Source organism: Companilactobacillus nantensis DSM 16982 (assembly GCF_001435815.1).
Classification (GTDB): domain Bacteria; phylum Bacillota; class Bacilli; order Lactobacillales; family Lactobacillaceae; genus Companilactobacillus; species Companilactobacillus nantensis.
The window spans coordinates 40,502-64,448 of record NZ_AZFV01000015.1 but is presented as its reverse complement, the minus strand read 5'-3'; the positions used below and the strand labels follow the sequence as shown (position 1 = coordinate 64,448).

Genomic DNA, 23,947 nt, shown 5'->3' with positions numbered 1-23,947 from the left:
TGTTTTATTTTTGATTAAATGTAAATAAATTGGATTATTATCGTTTGGTTTGATTATTTTTTCGTTAATAATGACTAGAATAGCAAGACTTAAAGTATGTTTTTATTCTTTCAACCTTTAGAATCTAACTAAAACAATTGCATAATTGCAATAACCACGATTGGTACTACCAAAGATGGTAATAAATTCAAAACCTTAATTTTTTTAATATTCAACAGTCCAAGTCCTGAAGCCATGATCAAAATTCCACCAACTATCGTTAATTCAGTAATCATATCGTTATTAATTGAATTTTGGAGCAAGATAGCAATCAAATAAATACTCCCCTGCCAAGTAAATACAGCCACTGCTGCCAAGGCCATTCCAATACCAAATGTTGACGCCAAAACAATCGACGTAATTCCATCAAGCATCCCATTAGTGAATAAGAACGTGTAGTCCTTATTTAGAGCTGCTTGAATTGGTCCTAATATGGACAGCGAACCAATGCAGTACAACAAGATACCAGTAGCTAACCCCTCAGCTAAATTGTTGCCACCATTTTTATTAGGTTTGGAAAATCTAGCAACTAAATTATCAAAACGTTTTTCCAAATTCAGCCATTGTCCTAACAAACCACCAACTGCCAAACTGACGATGAACAAAACTGGATAGTGGCTTTTAGGCATATGTTGCACGACTGCATTCAAACCAATCGCAATTGCAGCTAACCCTAAAGCCTGTGTCAGGATCTCATTATACGCTGGCTTGATTCCTTTTTTGAAATAACTGCCGACAAAACTTCCCACTAAAATCATGCAGACATTAAAAATTGTTCCTATCATAAGATCCCCCCTATTTATTTAAGATGTTAATTTAAAATTATAAACTCTCCAGCTACTAGAGGGTCAATCATCTTCAATAGGAATTCTAATTTCAGTAATGTATTTTTCAACATCGTCTGAAATACCATAATCAATCAAAGCTGTTTCAACTGCTGGACCATTAATTTGGAAATTATGTTTCTGACAATAATCAATCATTATTGGGTATTCTTCAAATGCCGTATCGTGAGTACCGTGAAATCTTAATCGGACGTACTTGCCAGCATTCAATGTATCAGTAGCCGCCCAATCATCCCCTGGTTCCATAATCAACAACAAGCCATTGTAGCTATCGAATCGATTATTTAAAAGATTGTTCTGAGAAATGGTCAGTGCAACTTTTCCTAAAAAGATATTTTTATCGACACCAAATTTTTGTCGCAATGTAGCAATTGGAAACTCAATATCATCATTCGGGCGATAATCTTCATCTAAATAAATCACGGCCATTTCTGGAACATCAACAATTTCAATCTTATCAACAACACTGTTCACAGCATCGTCAACTTGCTTGATTCTTGTATCAATTCGACGTTCGATATTTTTTAAAATTAAAATTTGTTCTTTAATTTGCACTTTTTGGCTTTTCAACATTTCTTCCAATTTATCAATATCACGAGCCTCAAAAAACTGCTTGATGGATTCCACAGATAGGTCTAAAGCTCGTAAATAATTTATCACATTCAATCGTTCAAATTGTTGCGTCGAATAATATCGATAATTCGTCTGAACGTTGATTTCAGCTGGCTTTAACAACCCTATTTCATCGTAATAACGTAGCGCTGAAATCTTAACATTAAATAATTTTGATAGCTGGCCAATTGTAAAAAGGTTTTTCATACCAGACTCCTTTGGAAGAAAAAAATTAAATTCATTCTCTGAAAAAAATAACGTTAATATATTATTCACTACACAAAATAAAATTAACTATAAAGAACAACTATTATTTTTATGTTTTATAATGAACGTGAGAGGTTTTCAATTAAACAAATTATCTTGTATAAATAAAATTTTCTTATTATCGAGGGGGATAAAATTGAGAAAATTTAGACTAATTTCGAGAGTATCATTATTCTTGCTCGCAATTTTCACATTATTTTTGACAAATCATCCTACAGAGGTTCAAGCAGTATCTTTAAGTGATCTTCGCGATGCGGCAGATTATTTTGCTGACTATGACGGTATTAAATGGACTGAACAAACTACTACGCCACCCAATCAGGTCGGTAAAATTCCTATCAATAACACCGTTTCACTAGATTACACCTTTGGTTCTGCTCGTAATATGAGCGGTAAAGTATTAACTGGCGGTGACACTACCATTACACAACAAAGTGTCGCAGGATCACCTGATAACGGTATTCCAACCATTGTTAATTCAAAAATGAATGTCTTTATAGAGAATAATGGTAAATATTACAGTATCATACATCAACCCAAGGATGCTTATATTGGAACAGGTGGTAATCCCGGTGACGCCTCTGGCACTTCAATCGATTATGCTTTGTTAACCGGTAGTTCTAATCCAGGTTCTACATTTACTAGCAGTATGAATTTACTAATGAACTCGACAGCATTCGATGGTAAAACTGCCAAGTTATTTTATACTGGTCAATACAACAATCGACCCGCATTTAGATTAGTTGGTTATTATGGTAAACAAAATCTTTTCTATGAACTATTATTACGTGCTGCTCCAGATGGAGCACCTGTCGTCCAACGTGAATTGTACGTTTATAATTCTGGCAGGGGTACCCCTCAATTTCAGACCTTCTTTGGCGAAGATACTGATTTAACATCTGCCACGGATGGCCAAGTTGATAACGTTCCAATATATGCGATTGGTGGCGGAAAGGGATTATACATTAAAAGTAGTAATGCCACTCAAATTGCTGACCCAGCCTCAAAGCTGTACATAGATAATAATATTGATGGTGGCTTCAAAGATTTCATGGGACGTGTCATCTCTAATGGTACTGACTGGTCAGTTAAAGGTAAACAAAACGCTAGTAGTTCTGACATAACAAATCCAAAACTAGGCTTTGAAGACCTCTCTAACAACAATAACGGTGATACAGCCAACGGAAAGGATCAGAATCTCTTAAAGGTAGAGTCGAGCAGCGGATTTTATAATGTCGTTGATGGAAATTCTAAGCAAAATACAGCCTATTCATTAAGATGGCCAAACGTTACATTGTCTCCACAAAACAATATTGCACACTTCTCTTCTAATCTTGGTGCTATGCTGTCCGGACTAACTGATCCAGCTGTTACAGAAAGCGTTAATAATGAGACCAGTACGGATGGTCTTAATCATGTTGGTGATAATTTAACCATCACCTTTACGTTAAAAAATAATGGATATAATTCCAAGTGGGTTATCGACAGAATTCTGGATTCCTTACCTCAAGGCTTGACTCTAACCTCTTCTGTAATAGCCTCTAGCGGAAATACTATCGATGGCAACCCAAATGAATCTATCTCAGATAGTGACGCAGCCTATCAACTCACAATTGGTGCCAAAATTAATAGTTCTGCTCCATCAAACAATGGTGGCAAACTAGTTAATACAGGTTACTTCACTGGTCATACGGCGGGAGACACTGATACCAAAACAATTTCAGCAAGTGCAAACATTCCCGTTCAAGTACCCAAATTTAACTACCGTTTCCAAAATTTCGTCAGAAATGAAACGACGGATCCTAATGGCGACTTTACTAGTAAAGCAACCGCTAAAAAAGATAATATCATTGATTACAAAGTTGACTTTAACAGCACTGGTTCCGACTCTTTGAAGAATTCTTATTTCTATGACGTCCTTCCTAATGGTTTGGAATTAGTCCCTAATAGCTTTACTTTGAATGGTTCATCTATAACAAACAGTGAGTCAGGCAACAATTTAGGCTTCATGACCGGAGCACTTAATAATAATACTGATAACATTATTAACTTCAAAGCTAAAGTTACTAGTCCAACAGCACTCACTGCTCCCAACACGGCACAATTAACACATATAACTACAAGCCAGACCGAAAGTGTACCCACTATCAATGCTGAGGAACCTGCTATTGTTGATATTCAAACTGAACCTGCGGCTACTTCATTTAATGAAGTTCCCTCTAATATTGACTTTGGATCTATCAACAGCCTGGATTTAGAGAGAATATTACCTAACAAGAGTACAACTGGCAAGTTACGTGTCACTCATGGTAGTGATACTCAATTTGGAGTAAATGTTAGTTACGATAATAACGGTAGTAACTCTATTGCAAATAATGGTCAGAAACTTGTCCAAGACAATGGAGATTCACTCCTCTTTAATCAAGCAGATACAAATAATTGGGCAGCACTTTCGCCTGAGGAGACACCAATTAAAACTGACGGATTCAGTGGTTCTTATACAGACCTTGATTTAACTAAGTACGTCGGATCTGACAAATGGAAACTTCGTGTTCCGGCAGCAACTAAGGCTGGTCAATATAATGGTCAAATAACTTGGTCTATTGCTGATACGCCACAATAATTTGGAATAAAAAACGAGCAACATCTGTAGTTGAAATACTACGGAATGTTGCTCGTTTTTATTTTTACCTCTTATCTAATAACCTCAATGTGAAAGATAGCACATTCAATTAATAGCATTATATTTATATAGATAATTTTGATTCATTCTATGAAAAAAATAACATCAGTATATGAATCATCAAACTATTTGTTACGATTTATAATTAATTTGAATGAATTTTAGATAAATAAGCTAAATTATATAACTATTAATTTTTAATGAGTTTTTCGGGGGAATAAAAATGAAAAGGAATAATTTGATCACTAGATTATTATTTATTTTATTTTCTGTTTTATCGATTATTTTAGTATTCAATCAAACAAGTTTGACTGTTAAGGCCGTTGGTCAGGGAGACGTTCAAACTAATCTTGAAAATGTTAATGATGGTGTCACTAACTGGAAGGCTCAAACCTACTCTACAACCACAAATAATGTTGGTCAGATTCCTCTTGGTGGGAGTGCCTATTTAGACTACACATTTGGGGCAGCACGTGATGCTAATAATAACGTAATTCTAAATGGGGCTGATAACACTATCCTCACAGACTCAAGTTCTGCCAGTGCTACCTCACTTACCAACTCAAAAATCAATATTTTTTTTAACAATGGTAATAAGTATTATGGAATATTACACCAAGGTGCAAATTCATATAAAGGTGGTACCCCTGGAAACGCTTCAGACTCATCACTGGACTTTGCAATGGTAACGGGTATTTCAAGCCTTAACTACAGTAACTTTTCAATTTTAAAACAATTAAAGTACAAGGTATATTACACAGGAACTGAAAATGGCAAATCTGTATATAAAATTGGTGGCTTTATTTCAAATCAAGGCATTTATGCAGAAGTATTACTACGTCCTGATGCTTCTGGAGCACCAATTGTTCAAAGAGAGCTATATTTGTACAACCCTACTTCAAACTCAAAGAAAACCTTTCAAATCTATTATGGTGAAGATACCGATATGGATTCTACTGGTTCAAACTCATCAGATGATGTTCCCATTTATGCAATTGGAAATAATCAAGGATTATACCTTTATAGTAATAAAATTTCCCCTACTAATTCATCAAAACTTTTCATAACTAATAACGTTACCGATGGATTTGACAACTACATGGGTGAAGCATTTACAAGTCCTTATGACTGGTCATTAAAGGGTAAACCTGCCAGTGGAACTGCTGGTACTTTATCCAGTCCAACATTAAAATACAACATGGACGATAAAGACAATATTGGCGATTATGCTAGAGTAGCCGGTTCTCCATTACTGTATGGTATTGGGGCTGGTGGTGCAACTGTTCCTATCGTCAATGGTAGTGGCGAACAGGATTCTGCTTATGCTCTAAGATGGAAACCAACTGCTCTTAATCCTGGTCAAATGGCACATTATAGTTCAGCTTTAGGTGCTGTTTTAGCTGGATATGCTATTCCCACTGTAAGCAAAACTTACGTTAACAAAACTAGAAGTACTGGTATAAATCAGGTTGGTGATAAACTTCAATTTACGTTATCAGTAGGTATCGATGGTTCCAGTTGGAATTACAATCGTTTGTTAGATACGTTACCAACTGGTCTAACCTTAGATCCCAGTTCAGTAAAATATGTTTGGACGCAAAAACAATCTACAGGTTCAGGAAGTGATCAACACGATGTCGATGTTGTCAAAGCTTCTGGCAGTGTACCTGCTTCAAGTATTACTAGCAATCAAATTGATTACAATTCAAACACTAATATCGGTGATAAGGGCAAATATGTCGTCACATTCGATGCCACAATCAATAATAAGGCTCCTTTGAATTTATCAAGTGGTGGATATTTAACTAACAATGCTGACTTCACTGGACACAATGTTATAAATAATACTGGTGATGTTACTAAACGTGCCAGTGTAAATATTCCTGTTCAAATACCTAATTTCAGTTATCAATTCACAAATCAGATTCGTAATGATACAACCGATCCTAATGGCACCTTTTCAAGTTCAGCTAGCGGTAGCCAAGGCGACATCGTTGAGTATAAATCTGTTCTTACTCCTTCAGGAGTGGATTACTTGAAATCCGGTCATTTCAATAATACTTTACCTAACGGAATCGAATTGGTTCCCGGCAGTGTTACAGTAAATGGCTCTCAACAAAACGGCTTAGATTTTGACATTAGTGATGTTACTAGTAATAGTCCCCTCACAGTTGATTTCAAAGCCAAAATCACCAGTATCAATGCATCAACAGTTTCAGATATCGCAAATGTAACCAACGCAATGTCTAGTAGCAATACTAGCCAAGGTACATTAACTTCTGACAACGCTGATCTTAATATTAAAGAAACTATCCCAACGACGTCATTTGTTGAAGTTCCAACAACGATTGATTTCGGTAGTACTGTATCTATCGCGAGTGATCGACTTCTAAATAATGTTAGAACTGATGGTAAATTAATCATCAACCACAGTGCTGATACTCCATTCACCGTTTCAGTCGGCTACGATAATAATGTTGATCCAATCGAAAGTAATGGTAACAAGTTAATTACTTCCGATAGTGACAATGCAATGATGTTTGATCAAAGCAGTGACGACGGCACATCTAGTTGGCAACCAATCGTTGTAAGCCCTGGTGTCTCAATTAAAAATGGCGGTTTCAGCGGTTCATATAACAATTACGATTTGAGTGGTTATATCGGTTTGAACAAGTGGAAACTACTGGTTCCTGCTAACTCCAAGGCAGGTCAATATAATGGTAAAGTTACTTGGTCAATTTATGACACTCCACAATAAAATATATAAAAAAATGGAACCGATAATCTGAAAATGATTATTGGTTCCATTTTTTGTTATTAATTCTCTTGCTTAATAATCTCAGCCGGAATACCAGCTTCTGAACAAATCACAGCAATCACATACTCGATAGTTTCAGAATCATCCCAATCAGCTGACAAGTCCAAATTGACTTCCCGACCATCATTTAATTTCAATTCCAAATAGTATGGCGTTGGCAAGTGAAACATAATCTTCTTAGGAGCGTTAAATGAGCCTCCTAAGATGTTTGCTGGAGCATTCATGTCTTTACCCACCACAACCGTTAAACTCTTGATATCGGCAAATTTAAAGGCAAATTGGCTTTCACTGAAAGGAAGTAAAACTGATTGAAGTCTCACACTAAAATTTTGATAATTATAAGTTCTAATTCCCTCGTCGTTCACTTCCCAATAACCATAAAAATCAGTCATCGAACGAGCATAAAGTAATGCCACAATAACTAAGGCCGTAATTCCTAAAATTACAGCCAACAATACAATTTTAGTAAATATATATATTAATAAGCCAACGACTAATCCAGTCACTAAGCTCACCGTCATAGGCACATAATTGATCTTTCGACCGAATTCAATCTTATCCATTTTGACTCTCTCTTCTATTTTCTTATTCGACAATAACTTATTTTATACTTTTCGGAGACTGATAGGAAGTTTTGTATTCATACTTCGACCATATAGAGAGAACAGTCCAATTTTGCGGAATAATCAATCAGCAAGACTAAATTAACGGATTTATTTCTACATCATTAATAAAAAAATTTATTCAAAATATATTTGATTACATAAATACATTAGCCTCTGGGAACAAAAAAACGTTGATAGAATTTAATCTACCAACGTTTTAAATTTATCTCAATTTAAGATGATGTTTAAATTACATCATACCGCCCATACCACCGGCAGCTGGGTTAGCAGCTGGAGCAGCTGGAGCATTCTTGTCAGGTTTGTCAGCAACAACAGCTTCAGTTGTCAACAATAGTGAAGCAACACTAGCAGCGTTTTGTAGAGCTGAACGTGTTACCTTAGTTGGGTCGATGATTCCGGCGTCAACCATGTTTTCCCACTTGTTAGTTGCAGCATTGTAACCAATTTCGTTCTTTTCATTCTTGATATGTTCAACGATAACTGAACCTTCCATACCAGCATTTTCAGCAATTTGACGGAGTGGTTCTTCAAGAGCACGAGCAACAATATTGATACCTGTTTGAACGTCGCCTTCAGCCTTTAAAGCTGTAACTTTACCTAAAACGTTCATCAAAGCTGTACCACCACCAGCAACGTAACCTTCTTCAACAGCGGCACGTGTAGCGTTTAGAGCATCTTCAATTCTGTACTTACGTTCTTTCAATTCAGTTTCAGTAGCAGCACCAACTTTAACAACAGCCACACCACCAGCTAATTTAGCTAGACGTTCTTGTAACTTTTCCTTGTCAAAGTCTGAAGTTGTTTCACCGATTTGTTTCTTAAGTAAGTCAACACGTTCTTGGATAGCAGCCTTGTCACCAGAACCTTCAACGATTGTTGTGTTGTCCTTTGTAACAGTAACCTTACCAGCTTGACCTAATTGATCCATTGTTGTGTCTTTTAGTTCAAGACCAAGGTCTGAAGTAATAACTGTAGCACCAGTTAATGTAGCGATATCTTCAAGTTGAGCCTTACGACGGTCACCAAAACCAGGAGCCTTAACAGCAACAACGTTGAATGTACCACGAATCTTGTTCAAAACAAGTGTTGGCAATGCTTCACCATCAATATCATCAGCAATGATCAATAATGACTTACCTTGTTGAACAATCTTTTGTAGCATTGGCAAGATATCTTGAATATTTGAAATCTTCTTGTCAGTAACTAAGATATAAGGATTGTCGAGGTCAGCTTCCATCTTGTCGTTATCAGTAACCATGTATTGTGAAATGTATCCACGATCAAATTGCATACCTTCAACAACGTCTAGAGTTGTATCGATACCCTTTGATTCTTCAATTGTGATAACACCATCGTTACCAACTTTTTCCATGGCATCAGCAATTAATTTACCAGTTTCTTCACTAGCTGATGAAACTGAAGCTACTTGAGCAATATCATTCTTGCCTGAAACTTTGTGTGAAATGTTGTGAAGTTCATCAACAGCAGCATTTGTAGCCTTTTCGATACCACTTCTGATACCAACAGGGTTAGCACCGGCAGTAACGTTCTTCATACCTTCTTTGACGATTGCTTGTGTCAAAACAGTAGCTGTAGTAGTACCATCACCGGCAATGTCATTTGTCTTTGAAGCAACTTCGGAAACTAGCTTAGCACCCATATTTTCGAAGTGATCTTCTAATTCGATACTCTTAGCGATTGTAACACCATCATTAGTAATTTCTGGTGCGCCATAACTCTTTTCAAGCACAACATTTCTACCCTTAGGTCCGATTGTTGTCTTAACTGTATCAGCTAGTTTATTAACACCATCCAACATCTTTGAACGTGCATCTTCTGAAAATTTAATTTCTTTAGCCATTAATTTCCACACTCCATAATTTAAAATAAAATTTTTTATTGTTTAATTTTTAATTAGTCAACGATTGCCATGACATCTTTTTCATGAAGGATTAAATATTCATTGTCTTCGTACTTAACTGTTGAGCCTGCATATTTATCAAAAAGAATCTTGTCACCCTTTTTAATGCTCATAGGTAATTTAGTACCATTATCAGCAACTAGACCGTCACCTACGGCAACAACTTCGGCTGTTTGGGGCTTTTCCTTAGCGTTGTTTGCTAAAACAATGCCACCAACTGTCTTTTCTTCTTCTTTATCGACTGTTACAATGACTCTATCTCCAAGTGGTTTTAACAATTTAAATACCTCCAGTAATATTAATTCAATGTTTTTTGTAAGTCTTTTAGCACTCAACTATCTCTTGTGCTAATCACAAGTTTTATATTAACATTATATTGTGAAGTTGCAAGTATTTACCTTTAAAAAATATGGGGGAAATTATGTCTTATCGAACAAATCAGTTTTTCACATTACTGGCCTATATCCTATTGTTATCATTAGGATCAATTCTAACGATGTTTACTGTCACAGGGTCAGCGTACTTTATCACCATTACGATTGCCGCAATAATTGTCACTGGTCTAATGATTTATTTAGTCAAACAAAGTGGTCCATTGGAATTTGAAAAAAAATCCGATTTAAACCACGATTTACAGTGGATCATCTTGGGAACAGTCGGTGCATTGGTTGTCCAATTTGGAATTGGCTTCGCGGATAAATTGCTTTTCCACGCTAGTACTGATTCTCAAAATACGCTCAGTTTATTATTGATGGTGAAAGAATATCCATACTATTTCATCTACGTAATGATTGCGGCACCAATTATGGAAGAAATCATTTTCAGACGTGTCTTCTTCGCCAACTTGATCAAGCCAACCAATATTTATATTGCAGCAATTATTTCAGCACTCTTGTTTGCGTTCATGCACCAAGATACGAGATTTTTAGTTTACGTCTTTATGGGACTTTGGTTCTCATACGTTTACTACAAATCAGAGAACATTTATGTCAGTGCTGGTAGTCATATTTTAATGAATGCCATTGTATTAACCCTAGGAATAATGTAAAAAATAGCCTACCGATATCGGTAGGCTATTTCTGTGTGTTTAAATCGTTTTTGACTACACGGAGTGTCTTTACTAATCCCCACGTGTATATGAAGCAACGTACTTCTCTCGTTTGTCCTCATCAAATTCTTTTTCACTCTTGGCAATAATAACTGTTGCAAGTGAATTTCCGACAACGTTAACAGCAGTACGTCCCATATCTACAAGACGGTCGATTCCGGCAATGAAGGTCAAGCCTTGCATTGGCACACCGATTGTTGATACCGTGGCTAAGAGTACAACAAACGATGCTCCGGGCACTCCGGCCATCCCCTTAGATGTTAACATCAATACCACTACAAGGGTAATTTGTTGCCCAATGGATAAATGAATATTATAGGCTTGAGCTAAGAATAATGCGGCTAATGATTGATAAATGGCCGAACCATCAAGGTTAAATGTATAGCCAGTTGGAATTACGAAGGAAACAATTCCCTTTGATGATCCATAATCTTGCATTTTTTCCATCATTTTAGGTAAGGCTGCCTCAGAACTGGCAGTAGTAAAAGCTAATGTTACTTCATTTTCAATAATGCGGAATAATTCATAAAATCTGACATGGAACAAGTGTCCCACAGCTGCCATAACAACAAAAACGAAAAAGGCCATTGTTGCATAGGCAATTAAAATAAATAGTCCTAACGGTTTCAACGATTCAAAGCCCATTTCACCGACGGTAACACCAATCAAAGCACAGACACCAATTGGAGCTAAGCGCATGACCCAGTTTGTTACCTTAAACATAACGTTAGCAACGGCATTTAAAACATCAGTAATAATTTTACCTTGCTTACCGATTGAAGCCGTTCCAAGTCCAAAGAGAACTGAGAAGAAGATAATTGGTAACATATCGCCCTTACCCAATGATGCAAAAATATTGGTTGGAATAATACCCATCAAGATTGACCAAATACCCGAATGTTTAGCAGTTTTAGCAGTGGCAGTATATTGACTAATATCCGAACCTTTTAGGCTATGAATGTCAATATAGGTACCGGGGTGGGTAACATTAGCTACCACAATCCCAATAATAATCGCTAAAGTAGTCATAATTTCAAAATAAACTAAAGTCTTTAAACCAATTCGACCAAGTTTCTTAATATCACCCATATTGGCGATACCAACGGTCAAACAAGAGATAACGATTGGTAGAACAATCATTTGAATCATCGAAATAAACATGGTTCCAATGTTCTGCATTACTTGTATAGCAACCTTATTCTGGTAAAATACTTGCCCCAAAATAATTCCTAGGATCAAACCAATGATAATTTGCCATCCTAGACTAACTCGAAAAAAACGTTGTCTTTGCAATTTTAAGTCCCCTTTTGAATTAACATGTCTTTAATTATAGAAGATTTTTTAAGAAATAGGGGGATGATAGCGATTTCAAATTAAAATATTTTTCATTTTCTTAGTTACTCCGAACAAAATTTATGTGTAACGACATTATTGTTCTATTTTTACTTACTTTTGAGATAAAAAAAGTCGGAATATACGGATTTATTTTTCCGTTATCTCGACTTTTCTTAATTATTTTTGTGTTTTTGATTAGAATTGGTTCATTTTTTATGTGGAAATGGAGAAGTATATTTGCGGTTTTATTTTTTAATGACTGATTATATATTATGCAATTCCTTTTAAAAAAAGTTATATAATATGCAGCCTCATTCTAAAACTCGTTTATACATGCAGCGGCTCTGAAACGGGCTACGACAGGGCAACTCCTTCCGCTTTTCATAGCTAAGTAAATCACACGCAAAACCAGCGTGCAATTCACTTAGNGGCAACTCCTTCCGCTTTTCATAGCTAAGTAAATCACACGCAAAACCAGCGTGCAATTCACTTAGCTACGAAAATGCTCGGGAGCTGACTGCCCTGTCTCCGCCCTCTTTTATTCTTCTCCAGATTCTGAAGCGATAATATCCAAATCTCCTGACAACTTCCAAGTATTCACTGTTGCTGGAACGATTAAGTGAATACCCTTCTTCAAGTCATAATCTTTACCATCAACGGTAATCTTACCTTCTCCGCTCAAAACAGAAATCAATGTATACTTACCGATTTGGTGGTGCAATTCAACTGGTTCTTTGATTTCCCAGTGATAAACTGAGAAGAATGGTGAAACTGGTGGTTGAACGAATGTTGTGAACTTGTTCTTACCAACTTGTTTTGATTCAATATTTAGTTTTGGATCTTTATGAGGAACAGTGATTGTGTCTTCTGATTGTTTGATGTGAAGATCACGTTTCTTGCCTGTTGTCTTGTCGACACGATCATAGTCATACAAACGATATGTTGTATCACTACTTTGTTGTGTTTCAAGAGCCATGATACCCTTATTTAAAGCGTGAACTGTTCCACTTGGTACGTAGTAGAAGTCACCTGTCTTAACTGGAACTTTTCTTAACAAGTGGTCCCAGTCGCCTGATTCGATCATTTGGTCGAGTTCAGCTTTATTTTTAGCATTGTGTCCATAAATTAAGTATGAACCTGGCTCAGCATCAATGATGTACCAGCATTCTGTCTTACCTAATTCGTGTTCATGTTCGGCAGCATATTCGTTGTCTGGGTGAACTTGAACGGATAGACTTGCTTCGGCGTCCAAAATCTTTGTTAGAAGTGGGAATACTTCACCCTTAGGATTGCCAAATAATTCACGATGATTTTTCCAAAGATCATCAACGTATTGACCAGCAAATTCGCCGTTTTCAACTTCTGATCTACCATGTGGATGTCCAGAAATAGCCCAGCACTCACCAATCGAGCCATCAGGAATGTTGTAACCAAACTTTGTTTCTAGCTTTCTGCCACCCCAGATTTTTTCATGGAAGACAGGTTTCAAAAATAATGGTTCACTCATAAAAAAATTCCTCCAAAAGTTTAATTTGTTTCTTCGGTCATCGACTTATCACGGTCTAGGAAGAAGATTAGCGTCTGCAATTCATTAGCTAAATCAACATAGTGAACGCGGATACTATTTGGAACGTTGATAATAACTGGTGTAAAGTTCAAGATTCCTCGAACTCCAGCATCAGCCAACAAGTCAGCTGTTGTTTGTGCAGCGTTTGATGAAACCGTCAAAATACAGACATCAATCTGTTGTAAGTTAAGTTGTTCCTTTAATTCACTAATGTCATAAACAGGAACACCGCTCTTAACTGTACCGACAATTTCCTTATTTATATCAAAAGCTGCCGCAATTCGAACATTATTCGTTCGAGAAAAGTTATAATTTAGTAAGGCGTTACCTAAATTACCAACCCCAACTAAGGCGACATTGGTTCGTTTATCTTGATTCAGCAACTTTTTGAAGAACACTACTAAATCGTTTACATCGTAGCCGTATCCACGTTTCCCAAGTGCACCTAGATATGAGAAGTCACGTCTAATTGTAGCACTATCAATCTTGACCCCTTCTGATAATTCGCCAGAGGAGATTTTTTTTGTACCCTCATCCTTGAGAAATTGGAAGTAACGATAATAAATTGGTAAACGCTTTATCGTTGCGTTTGGAACTGTTGTTTTTGTCATAATTTACCACCATATGTGTGTCATTTCACTAACATTCATAGTAAATAAAAATCACTAAAAACGCAATACGTTAAACCTATAAAGGCATAAATTATTAATTAATGATAAAATTGTGAATACATAAAGGAGTTATATTTTGATTTTATTACAAGCACAAAGCATTACGAAAAATTTCGGAACAAAGAAACTTTTTTCCAATGTCAGTTTTGAGATACAAGACAACAGCCGTATTGGTTTGGTTGGTCGCAACGGTGTCGGAAAATCGACTTTGTTAAAGATTATCTCTGATCAAGAGAGTTATAACAGTGGCAATATTGCCCTTAAAAAAGATACTAACATCGGCTATTTAGCTCAGGATTCTGGACTAGATAGTGACAATCAAATTTTTTTGGAAATGGAAAAAGTTTTTGATTATCTCAAAGAACAAGAGAAAAAAATGCATGCTCTTGAGGAAAAACTTGCTAATCCAAATACTGATGATTACGACGATATTTTGAAGCAATATGATCAATTGCAAAACACCTTCCGTCAAGAAAACGGCTATGGTTATCAATCAGAAATCCGTAGTGTCCTAAAAGGATTCGGTTTCGATGAAGATGTCTGGGAACACCAAATCTCAACCCTTTCTGGTGGTGAAAGATCTCGTCTAGCAATGGCCAAGATGTTATTGGAACACCATGACATCTTACTTTTGGATGAACCAACGAACCATTTGGATATTAACACCGTCGAATGGTTGGAAAACTATTTGAAAGGTTATCGTGGAGCCCTAGTTATCGTTTCCCATGATCAATACTTTCTCGATAAAGTGACAACTGAAATTGTTGAAATCAATCAACATTCTTCAACTCACTATTCAGGTAACTATACTTTCTACTTACAAGAGAAGAAAAAGAATCAAGCAGTTGCTTGGAAACATTACGAAGAACAACAAGCAGAAATTAAGAAGACTGAAGAATATATTCAAAAGAATATCGTTCGTGCTTCAACTACTAAGATGGCCCAAAGTCGTCGGAAAAAGTTGGAACATATGGATATCTTGGATCGACCTGGTAGTGACCAAGGTTCCGTTCACTTCTCCTTTGATATCGATAAAGAAAGCGGCAATGACGTTTTGTTAGTAAAGGATGCTGCTATCGGATATGACGATGAAATCATGTCTGAACCAATCAACCTTGACGTCAAAAAAGGTGAACGAGTTGGTATTATCGGACCGAATGGTATTGGTAAATCAACTTTCCTTAAATCTATTCTAGGTAGAACTCCCTTGATTAAAGGAACCAGTCAATTTGGTGCCAATGTTCAAGTCGGTTACTATGATCAGAACTTAAAAGGACTTGATCCGAAAAAAGATGTTCTCCACGAAATCTGGGACCGCTATCCACGCCTTGATGAACAAATCATCCGAAAAAAGTTAGGAGCTTTCCTCTTCAGTGGTGATGACGTACTCAAGCCAGTTGCTGGGTTATCTGGTGGTGAAAAAGCTCGTTTGACATTGACCAAATTATCAATGGAAAACAACAACTTTCTTGTAATGGATGAACCTACCAACCACTTGGATATTGACAGTAAGGAAGTTTTGGAAGACGCCCTCAAGAGTTTTGCCGGCACAGTCCTCTTCGTTTCCCATGACCGTTACCTCTTAAACACACTAGCTAGTCGAATCGTTGATATCGGTAGCCAAGGCAGCACAATTTATCTTGGTGATTACGACTATTATCTTGAAAAGACAACCGATAAACCGGTTGAAGATGAAGCTGAAAAAACATCAAATGTTAGTGAAAAGAAAGTTGAATATCAACAATCAAAAGAACAACAAAAACAAGAACGAAAATTACGCCGCCAAGTTGAAGACCTTGAAAGCCAGATTGCTGAACTAGAAGACAAGAATACTGCCATTCAAAAAGAAATGACCAAAGAGGAAAACCTCACATCTTACAGTAAATTAGCTGACTTGCAAAAAGAACTTGATGAAAATAAGGCACAACAAGATAAAATTGAAGAGCAATGGACTGAAAAGTCAATTGAACTGGAAGATTTCAATAGTTAAAACAATCTACGCTAATAGCTAGAGATTCTGAAATATTAGAATTTCTAGCTTTTTTTTACCTTCAATTCGGATAATAATCAATAAGAGTCGACGATATGTTTAAATTTGCCATGACACACATTATTTGCTAATGTGAATAAAATAACTTTTTCTAATGAGGACATATGAAAACAAAACGAGATAATATCTTTATCCGCTTTTTCAAAGGCGTCATCATCGCTTTAGGGTTCATTCTCCCCGGAGTTTCTGGCGGTGTTTTGGCAGCCATTCTTGGTATTTATGAACGACTACTAAGTTTCATGGCACACGTTCGGCAAAACTTTAAACGCGACTTTCTATACTTTTTACCGATTGGAATTGGTGGCATTGTTGGTATTGGCCTTTTATCCAAGCCATTAGAATACTTACTTGCCAACTATCAAATGATTGTCCTCTGGGGCTTTGCTGGGACAATTATTGGTACATTACCGACGCTAATTCGTAAATCAACTTCCCGAACTAAGCGTGACAAAATTGACATCATTTGGTTTTTCTCCATGTTCATTGGTGGCGGACTTTTCCTATTTTTCATGAGTGAAATTCTTGGTACCATCCCTGCCAATTTCTTCAGCTTTACGATTGCTGGAATCTTGATTGCATTGGGAGTTTTAGTGCCGGGATTAAGTCCCTCCAATTTGCTAATTATCTTGGGACTATACGCTCCCATGCTAAAGGGATTTAAAACATTTGATCCACTAGTCTTCGTTCCAATTGCACTCGGTGGAATCATTTCAATTTTGACGTTTTCCAAAGCAATGGAAAGCTTAATCAAACATCATCATTCACGAGTTTATCATTTCATCTTGGGAATCGTTTTGGCTAGTACCGTCTTGATTTTGATCCCTAATCCTTACTCCAGCGAAAGCATTTCTTACCAAAACGTCACTAGTTGGGATTGGATTTTAAGTATCGGATTCTTTATTCTGGGTGGTCTGTTAGCCTTATGGATGAGCAATTTAGAAGAAAAATACAAATAATCAAATACCTATTTCAAGTGACGGAATATGTAAAAAAATAACGTTGAGATTAAATTCTCAGCGTTATTTTTTTAGATAATTATTCTTAATTTTATAAGATGTCGTCAATCGATCATCAACAATTGGTTGAATCGAATCAGAATATTGATTTTCAAAAGTTTCGTTATTGCCTGCTTTCAATGTCTCAATTCCCAACAAATCTTGATAATGAAATACTTGTTTCATCGTAAATTTATTACCTGACATTAAGCCCAAAATCGGAAAATCATTCGTTTGTTCTGTCACAAAATGCATCACATTGTCAAACGTCAATTCATCCTTATCATGTGGATTAGCAACATAATCCATCATCGCTTCATTCTCAAACTTGAAATCCACTGGATCAGTTAGTCCATTACCCCAAGTTAAATTCCAAAATTGCTTTCGATGGTCATATTTTACTCGATGCCATGACTCATAATTCAATGATGAGAAAGTGTCTTGATTTGATTCAAAAATCACTACGATATAGTTAAATGTTTGAATATTATTTTCAAAAGTTACATTGATAAACGGAATAAAGATGTGGTTTTCATCAATAAAAGTATTGAAGTCAATTACTTTTTCTAAGACATACGTTTTAATATCAGCCAACTTAGAATCTTGTTTTTGCACGTATTCAAAGGCTGGTATTTCATAAACATGGTTTTCGTTATTCGAAGTTTTTGTATAAATATTATCGGTTTGATCATCATACTTTAAAATCACGTATGAAATTTTCGTTCTGGTTTTCATGAATACACCTCTCATACTTTGTACCACAACTTAATTCATTATTTAAGCAATTTTTTAAATTTCGTCCAGAAAAATTATAATTCTTTAGTCTTGAAAAAACTATCATCAAACATAAAAAAATACCGATAGTTAATATCGATATTTTTTATTTTAATTTTTAAATGAGTGAATTGGTGCTGGAATCCGTCCACCACGATGGATAAAGTTAGCTGGACTATTAGTATTGACAGCCATTACCGGAGCTTTACCAAACAGACCACCGAATTCAACTTCATCGCCAACTTTTTTACCAGTAGCTGGGATAATTCTAACGGCAGTTGTTTTATTATTGATAACACCAATTGCAGCTTCATCCGCAATCATCCCACTAATAGTTTCAGCAGTTGTGTCTCCAGGAATTGCAATCATGTCTAATCCAACTGAACAGACTGCTGTCATTGCTTCAAGCTTTTCGATATTCAAATTTCCAGCTGTGACGGCACGAATCATTTCGGCATCTTCTGACACGGGAATAAAGGCACCCGACAAGCCACCAACATGCTCACAAGCCATGACGCCACCCTTTTTAACAGCGTCATTCAACAAAGCTAAAGCAGCTGTTGTTCCGGGAGCGCCGACACTCTCTAAACCAATTTCTTCCAAAATTTCCGCAACAGAATCACCTTCATTGGGCGTTGGAGCTAAGGACAAGTCAACGATACCAAATGGAACTCCTAAGGCCTTAGAAGCTAAATCACCGACAAATTGACCCATTCTCGTTACCTTGAAGGTTGTTTTCTTAATTGTTTCGGAAACAACGTCAATCGGCTGACCTTTAACATGCTCTAAAGCACTCTTAACTACACCAGGACCACTAATACCAACATTAATAACACAATCAGCTTCACCAACGCCATGGAAGGCCCCAGCCATAAATGGATTGTCTTCAACTGCATTGGCAAAAATAACTAAACTCATGCAATTCACTGGATCAACTTTAGCAAGGTCTTTGACAACCTGGCCCATTTGACCAACAGCATCTAAGTTAATTCCTGAACGAGTTGAACCAACATTAACTGATCCACAGACACGACTAGTCTCTGTTAAAGCCCGGGGAATTGATTGAATTAACTTAACATCACCAGATTGATAACCCTTTTGAACTAGAGCTGAGAAACCACCAATCAAATCAATACCCAGTTCAGTTGCAGCCTTGTCCATTGTTTTTGCGTAGGCAACGTAATCCTTGTCGCCAGAAGCTGCTGCAATCAAAGAAATTGGTGTCACTGAAATTCGCTTATTAACAATCGGAATCCCGTATTCTGACTCAATTTGATCAGCTACTTTAACTAAATTTTTAGCTTTAGTCATTAACTTATTATAAATTTTTTGACGAGCTTTCTCACCATCACTGTCAATACAATCAAAGAGTGAAATACCCATTGTGATTGTCCGGATGTCGAGCTTTTCTTCTGAAATCATCTGAATTGTTTCTAAAATCGAATTAGTCTCCATAGATATAGGACCTCCTAAAGTTTTTGAATCGCATCAAAAATTTCTTCACGTTGAATCCGAATATCTAAGCCAGTAGCTTTGCCAAGTTCACTGAGACTATCTTTAACCGTATCAAAATTAGTGGCATCGTCCCATGTCACCATCATCATCATCGTAAAATTGTCATGCATTAAAGTCTGAGAAATATCAATAATATTAACATCAAGTTCCGCTAACTTAGTCGAAACCTTAGCCACGATACCAACTTGATCATGACCTAAAACTGTCAGAATAGCTTTCATAGTGATCCCTCGTCTTTCGATTGTATTGAGGTTATCTTATATGATTTAGTTTGTTGGGGCAATAGTAGTTTGGTTATTATGGGTTATAAAAATAATCCTAGGCTTGTTTGTCTGGGATTATAGTTTAGATATTTTATTGTTTCTAAATCTTTGAAGGTACAAAAACCTAACGCAGTTGTAGAGATTACTGATAGTAGTTTTACTGTTTCTAAATCTTTGAAGGTACAAAAACCCTGTCGCAACAGAGGTTCAAGACCGCACAGTTTTACTGTTTCTAAATCTTTGAAGGTACAAAAACTAACAGTATTACTTTTAGCATTATCAGTATGTTTTACTGTTTCTAAATCTTTGAAGGTACAAAAACCTTTTTGAGCAAAATAAAAAGACCACCCATGTTTTACTGTTTCTAAATCTTTGAAGGTACAAAAACAGGGCCGAAATGTAGCTCTACCACTGCAAAGTTTTACTGTTTCTAAATCTTTGAAGGTACAAAAACCACGTCTTAGTTTTAAACTTCTACAAATATGTTTTACTGTTTCTAAATCTTTGAAGGTACAAAAACGAAAATTGCCTATTGATTTTCATAAGACTTGTTTTACTGTTTCTAAATCTTTGAAGGTACAAAAACACTGCCAAGAATCACTTTAGCCGGATGATTGTTTTACTGTTTCTAAATCTTTGAAGGTACAAAAACTGATTCAGTTACTAATAAGAAATATTGATGGTTTTACTGTTTCTAAATCTTTGAAGGTACAAAAACATATCGAACTAAGTGTACTTTGACCTGATTGTTTTACTGTTTCTAAATCTTTGAAGGTACAAAAACTTTTCAAAAGTTTTAAGATACCCATTATTTGTTTTACTGTTTCTAAATCTTTGAAGGTACAAAAACTAATGAGTTTTATAAACAGCAAATTGAGTAGTTTTACTGTTTCTAAATCTTTGAAGGTACAAAAACTCACAAATGGTTCAATACGAAGTATGATCTGTTTTACTGTTTCTAAATCTTTGAAGGTACAAAAACAAAAATCATTTGACATTATCAACTCGAGTTGTTTTACTGTTTCTAAATCTTTGAAGGTACAAAAACTGCGTCGGCGTCGGTTGGGTCGACCGTTTGGTTTTACTGTTTCTAAATCTTTGAAGGTACAAAAACAAACCCTTGAGTTTTTCGGAAGTGACAAAAGTTTTACTGTTTCTAAATCTTTGAAGGTACAAAAACTCATACGTATTCCAATCCCCTTTATAGTCTGGTTTTACTGTTTCTAAATCTTTGAAGGTACAAAAACATACGATGTGAGATGTATAAAATATCGTATGTTTTACTGTTTCTAAATCTTTGAAGGTACAAAAACTGCCCCTGACGGCAGGTATTTGAGCAGTGAGTTTTACTGTTTCTAAATCTTTGAAGGTACAAAAACTACCCACAGGGTCTTGACCTGTATTAGTATGTTTTACTGTTTCTAAATCTTTGAAGGTACAAAAACTTGAAGGATCAGGAGAACGTTGCTTAAATTGTTTTACTGTTTCTAAATCTTTGAAGGTACAAAAACTAGAGCAGTTGCAGACGTCAATACGATTGCGTTTTACTGTTTCTAAATCTTTGAAGGTACAAAAACCTCAAATTCAAAATGTGATTCGTCAATTAGTCTTTCAAAAATTCGGTTTCTGCATTTGATAGTAATTGACTATTTAGATCAAACGACGTCTCGTAATCCAAAATATCATTTACTACCTTTAATAATACCAAATCTTTATTGGAGATAAAGGCTTTTTGATTACTTCCTACCAAAGGTGCAATTCTTTTAATTGCATCCGCAAAATCACTACCAACTAAATCGAATTGATTAGGATAATGAAGTCTTACTGACTTAAGTAATTCAGTATACGGTAACAATTGATGAAAATTATTAGCTGAAACAACAATTTTATCAAGATCATTTATTTCAATTGGAACGGATCTCAAACTATTTCCCATATAGATTACCTTTAAATCATAATCATCTACCAGCCCCTTAACCTTCTTCAAAAAAGTATACTTGTCCTCGGAAGATATAAAACTATCTAAATTATAAAGTACCAGCCAAACAGGCCTACCATTATCTTTAAGCTTAAATTCCAAGAAATTAAAATATTCATCTAATAGGGTTTCTGTATCCATGAATTCTATTGGATAGCTATTATGATCACTCTCATAACACATCAAAAGATTATTCTTCAAAAAGTCTAAATAGTTTAAATCTTGGAACTCCACCTTCAAATTATTAGAATGCAAATCTAATATTTTTTGAACAGAGATTTCCAATTGTAAATGTTCATCGTTAATCTTCTCAATTGATCGATCAATCTCCAAATCACCACTCAAACTATTCAGTAAATCGAATAGTAAGGAATCTTTCTTATAAATCATCTGGTTATAAATACTATTTCGATTGTTAATGAAATAAAAATCATTATTTTTTTCAGACAATGGCTGTTCGTCTAAAATCAATTCAATTTTATTTTCACCATAAATATTCTCCGTTAGTTTGGGGTTTTTATTGAAGTAATAATATAAACTACGAAAGATTTTCCATAATTGTTTCTGATTGGAACCTGTGATGTATGCAATATTATCAAAATCAATATCCAAAAATTTTTGATTTTCTAGCTCTATTTTTAATATCATATGCAAACCAAATCCTTACTGCCTACGAGTTCTTCTTGTTTACTACGACTGCCAACTAAAATCTGCATATCATTAAATTGTTTTTCACTTACTGAGATTAAACGAATCTCTCCATGGACAGGTAAAAATTGTTTGAGTGCCCTCTCATATTTTTTGCCGCCAGCTCGATTTTGAATTGCTCGATAATAAACTGAATATTGCAACATGGTAAAACCATTTCGTAATAATTCCTTTCGAAAAATTCGATATTGACGTTTCTCACTAGCTGTATCAACCGGTAAATCAAACATACATAACATTCTCATATTTTGATATTTCAACTTTCCTCACCTATAAAATTATTCAATTTAATATCAACCAATAACGATGGATCTTGTTCATCCATAGCAGATACGAAACTAGCGACATACTCCTGCATTGCGTTATCAATTGTCATTTTTTTATTCTGAACTTTAATTTTTTGATTCATAAATTCAATAATCTTTAATCGTGCCTCGTAACTTAGATAATCTTGTTTATCATCAATCACATATTTATTAACCCAATAGTCCATTAAAGGTCGGTACGGCTCCATCAAATCATCAACCAAATTAAAACTATTAAATTCATTTCGGTGAAAAACACCTAGCATTGTTACTAATCCATTTCCGACAACAATTCGTGCCATACACGACCTCAAAATAGCATAACCGAAGTTCATAGCTCCATTAATCAGATTATCATCGTCCCTAGTAAATGACTTGCCATACAAAGAATCAAAGTACACCTTAGCTACGGGACCTTCTCGGTTAGTTGTATCTCCAATTTTTAAATCATCAATTAAATCTTGCATTAAAGTCAACCGATCTTCATCTACACCAAAGAAGCGAGCATAATCTACCTGATTAGTCATTTTCTGCCTGATAACATTTTGCCAAATAAGCCCTTTTTGTTCTATAGTCCATTCGGCCTGACTAATCACTCGTTTAGAGTAATGATGGTACTGACCGTACGGCAAATAAATCCCCACAGGCAAATATTTGTCATCACAAATTACTAAACCTACATTATTTTGACTAAAACTAGATAATAGTTTGGTCGTGATTGTAGTTCGATTCCCTTCCAAAACAACCATCGTTATATCTGCCAAGGGAATATAAACCTTATTCTCCTTCTTGCGAACTTCTAAGCTATCTAGCCGTAATCTTAAAACGTCACCTTCTTTGACATGGACGATTCTCCATCCCATAAAC

19 protein-coding genes and 1 CRISPR repeat array are annotated in these 23,947 nt (G+C 35.7%); of the genes, 5 read left to right on the top strand and 14 right to left on the bottom strand.

What is annotated here, in order from left to right; translation table 11 throughout:
- Window positions 1-128 precede the first annotated feature (128 nt).
- Window positions 129-824, bottom strand: coding sequence for a DUF554 domain-containing protein (locus tag FD31_RS07845; protein WP_057892216.1), 696 nt, complete (start codon window positions 822-824; stop codon window positions 129-131).
- Between the two features lie 63 nt (window positions 825-887).
- Window positions 888-1,703, bottom strand: coding sequence for a MerR family transcriptional regulator (locus FD31_RS07840; RefSeq protein ID WP_057892215.1), 816 nt, complete (start codon window positions 1,701-1,703; stop codon window positions 888-890).
- Between the two features lie 196 nt (window positions 1,704-1,899).
- Between FD31_RS07840 and FD31_RS07835 the strand changes: the two genes are divergently transcribed.
- Entirely contained in the window at window positions 1,900-4,386 is a 2,487-nt protein-coding gene (locus FD31_RS07835) for a hypothetical protein (protein ID WP_057892214.1), read from the top strand.
- A gap of 283 nt (window positions 4,387-4,669) precedes the next feature.
- Window positions 4,670-7,204, top strand: coding sequence for an isopeptide-forming domain-containing fimbrial protein (locus tag FD31_RS07830; protein ID WP_057892213.1), 2,535 nt, complete (start codon window positions 4,670-4,672; stop codon window positions 7,202-7,204).
- Between the two features lie 59 nt (window positions 7,205-7,263).
- On the opposite strand, the gene FD31_RS07825 is transcribed toward FD31_RS07830, so the two are convergent.
- The 3 genes from FD31_RS07825 to groES form a co-directional block, all read right to left on the bottom strand.
- Window positions 7,264-7,827 carry a hypothetical protein gene (locus FD31_RS07825; protein ID WP_057892212.1) on the bottom strand — a complete coding sequence of 188 codons (564 nt, stop codon included), beginning with the start codon at window positions 7,825-7,827 and terminating at the stop codon, window positions 7,264-7,266.
- 292 nt (window positions 7,828-8,119) lie between these two features.
- Window positions 8,120-9,751: a chaperonin GroEL gene (groL, locus tag FD31_RS07820; protein WP_057892211.1), complete on the bottom strand. Its 1,632-nt coding sequence runs from the start codon at window positions 9,749-9,751 to the stop codon at window positions 8,120-8,122.
- A gap of 53 nt (window positions 9,752-9,804) precedes the next feature.
- Window positions 9,805-10,089: a co-chaperone GroES gene (gene groES / locus FD31_RS07815; protein WP_057892210.1), complete on the bottom strand. Its 285-nt coding sequence runs from the start codon at window positions 10,087-10,089 to the stop codon at window positions 9,805-9,807.
- A 143-nt stretch (window positions 10,090-10,232) separates the two neighbouring features.
- Between groES and FD31_RS07810 the strand changes: the two genes are divergently transcribed.
- Complete coding sequence (locus tag FD31_RS07810) at window positions 10,233-10,859, top strand: CPBP family intramembrane glutamic endopeptidase (RefSeq protein ID WP_235805342.1); 627 nt, start codon at window positions 10,233-10,235, stop codon at window positions 10,857-10,859.
- A 72-nt stretch (window positions 10,860-10,931) separates the two neighbouring features.
- Here the strand turns inward: FD31_RS07810 and FD31_RS07805 are convergent, their stop codons facing one another.
- The 3 genes from FD31_RS07805 to FD31_RS07795 all read right to left on the bottom strand — a co-directional run bounded on the left by FD31_RS07805 (window position 10,932) and on the right by FD31_RS07795 (window position 14,432).
- Window positions 10,932-12,212 carry a cation:dicarboxylate symporter family transporter gene (locus FD31_RS07805; protein WP_057892209.1) on the bottom strand — a complete coding sequence of 427 codons (1,281 nt, stop codon included), beginning with the start codon at window positions 12,210-12,212 and terminating at the stop codon, window positions 10,932-10,934.
- A gap of 580 nt (window positions 12,213-12,792) precedes the next feature.
- Entirely contained in the window at window positions 12,793-13,761 is a 969-nt protein-coding gene (manA, locus tag FD31_RS07800) for a mannose-6-phosphate isomerase, class I (RefSeq protein ID WP_057892208.1), read from the bottom strand.
- A 20-nt stretch (window positions 13,762-13,781) separates the two neighbouring features.
- Complete coding sequence (locus FD31_RS07795) at window positions 13,782-14,432, bottom strand: redox-sensing transcriptional repressor Rex (protein WP_057892207.1); 651 nt, start codon at window positions 14,430-14,432, stop codon at window positions 13,782-13,784.
- 136 nt (window positions 14,433-14,568) lie between these two features.
- Between FD31_RS07795 and FD31_RS07790 the strand changes: the two genes are divergently transcribed.
- Together FD31_RS07790 and FD31_RS07785 are read left to right on the top strand one after the other, a co-directional pair.
- A complete protein-coding gene (locus FD31_RS07790) occupies window positions 14,569-16,482 on the top strand; it encodes an ABC-F family ATP-binding cassette domain-containing protein (RefSeq protein WP_057892206.1) in 1,914 nt (637 codons plus the stop codon).
- Between the two features lie 164 nt (window positions 16,483-16,646).
- Window positions 16,647-17,498, top strand: a complete 852-nt coding sequence (locus FD31_RS07785) for a DUF368 domain-containing protein (RefSeq protein WP_057892205.1) — start codon at window positions 16,647-16,649, stop codon at window positions 17,496-17,498.
- Between the two features lie 63 nt (window positions 17,499-17,561).
- Here the strand turns inward: FD31_RS07785 and FD31_RS07780 are convergent, their stop codons facing one another.
- The 6 genes from FD31_RS07780 to cas1 form a co-directional block, all read right to left on the bottom strand.
- Window positions 17,562-18,272 carry a hypothetical protein gene (locus tag FD31_RS07780; protein ID WP_057892204.1) on the bottom strand — a complete coding sequence of 237 codons (711 nt, stop codon included), beginning with the start codon at window positions 18,270-18,272 and terminating at the stop codon, window positions 17,562-17,564.
- A 150-nt stretch (window positions 18,273-18,422) separates the two neighbouring features.
- Window positions 18,423-19,766, bottom strand: coding sequence for a PFL family protein (locus tag FD31_RS07775; RefSeq protein WP_057892203.1), 1,344 nt, complete (start codon window positions 19,764-19,766; stop codon window positions 18,423-18,425).
- 14 nt (window positions 19,767-19,780) lie between these two features.
- Window positions 19,781-20,047 (bottom strand): ACT domain-containing protein, encoded by a 267-nt coding sequence (locus tag FD31_RS07770; protein WP_057892202.1) that lies wholly within the window; start codon window positions 20,045-20,047, stop codon window positions 19,781-19,783.
- A 130-nt stretch (window positions 20,048-20,177) separates the two neighbouring features.
- Window positions 20,178-21,666: direct repeats of the CRISPR family, unit length 36 nt; unit sequence GTTTTACTGTTTCTAAATCTTTGAAGGTACAAAAAC.
- 26 nt (window positions 21,667-21,692) lie between these two features.
- Window positions 21,693-22,715 carry a P-loop NTPase family protein gene (locus FD31_RS07765; RefSeq protein ID WP_057892201.1) on the bottom strand — a complete coding sequence of 341 codons (1,023 nt, stop codon included), beginning with the start codon at window positions 22,713-22,715 and terminating at the stop codon, window positions 21,693-21,695.
- Window positions 22,712-23,020 (bottom strand): CRISPR-associated endonuclease Cas2, encoded by a 309-nt coding sequence (cas2, locus tag FD31_RS07760; protein ID WP_057892225.1) that lies wholly within the window; start codon window positions 23,018-23,020, stop codon window positions 22,712-22,714. Before cas2 ends, FD31_RS07765 begins: the two co-directional genes overlap by 4 nt.
- Window positions 23,021-23,031: 11 nt before the next feature.
- Window positions 23,032-23,943, bottom strand: a complete 912-nt coding sequence (gene cas1, locus FD31_RS07755) for a type II CRISPR-associated endonuclease Cas1 (protein WP_057892200.1) — start codon at window positions 23,941-23,943, stop codon at window positions 23,032-23,034.
- Window positions 23,944-23,947 lie beyond the last annotated feature (4 nt).

Coding starts and splice junctions, on each gene's coding strand:
- FD31_RS07785 (WP_057892205.1), top strand. CDS start 16,647: ATGAAAACAAAACGAGATAATATCTTTATCCGCTTTTTCAAAGGCGTC.
- FD31_RS07825 (WP_057892212.1), bottom strand. CDS start 7,827: ATGGATAAGATTGAATTCGGTCGAAAGATCAATTATGTGCCTATGACG.
- FD31_RS07795 (WP_057892207.1), bottom strand. CDS start 14,432: ATGACAAAAACAACAGTTCCAAACGCAACGATAAAGCGTTTACCAATT.
- FD31_RS07845 (WP_057892216.1), bottom strand. CDS start 824: ATGATAGGAACAATTTTTAATGTCTGCATGATTTTAGTGGGAAGTTTT.
- FD31_RS07810 (WP_235805342.1), top strand. CDS start 10,233: ATGTCTTATCGAACAAATCAGTTTTTCACATTACTGGCCTATATCCTA.
- FD31_RS07765 (WP_057892201.1), bottom strand. CDS start 22,715: ATGATATTAAAAATAGAGCTAGAAAATCAAAAATTTTTGGATATTGAT.
- cas1 (WP_057892200.1), bottom strand. CDS start 23,943: ATGGGATGGAGAATCGTCCATGTCAAAGAAGGTGACGTTTTAAGATTA.
- FD31_RS07830 (WP_057892213.1), top strand. CDS start 4,670: ATGAAAAGGAATAATTTGATCACTAGATTATTATTTATTTTATTTTCT.
- manA (WP_057892208.1), bottom strand. CDS start 13,761: ATGAGTGAACCATTATTTTTGAAACCTGTCTTCCATGAAAAAATCTGG.
- groL (WP_057892211.1), bottom strand. CDS start 9,751: ATGGCTAAAGAAATTAAATTTTCAGAAGATGCACGTTCAAAGATGTTG.
- FD31_RS07775 (WP_057892203.1), bottom strand. CDS start 19,766: ATGGAGACTAATTCGATTTTAGAAACAATTCAGATGATTTCAGAAGAA.
- FD31_RS07770 (WP_057892202.1), bottom strand. CDS start 20,047: ATGAAAGCTATTCTGACAGTTTTAGGTCATGATCAAGTTGGTATCGTG.
- FD31_RS07840 (WP_057892215.1), bottom strand. CDS start 1,703: ATGAAAAACCTTTTTACAATTGGCCAGCTATCAAAATTATTTAATGTT.
- FD31_RS07780 (WP_057892204.1), bottom strand. CDS start 18,272: ATGAAAACCAGAACGAAAATTTCATACGTGATTTTAAAGTATGATGAT.
- cas2 (WP_057892225.1), bottom strand. CDS start 23,020: ATGAGAATGTTATGTATGTTTGATTTACCGGTTGATACAGCTAGTGAG.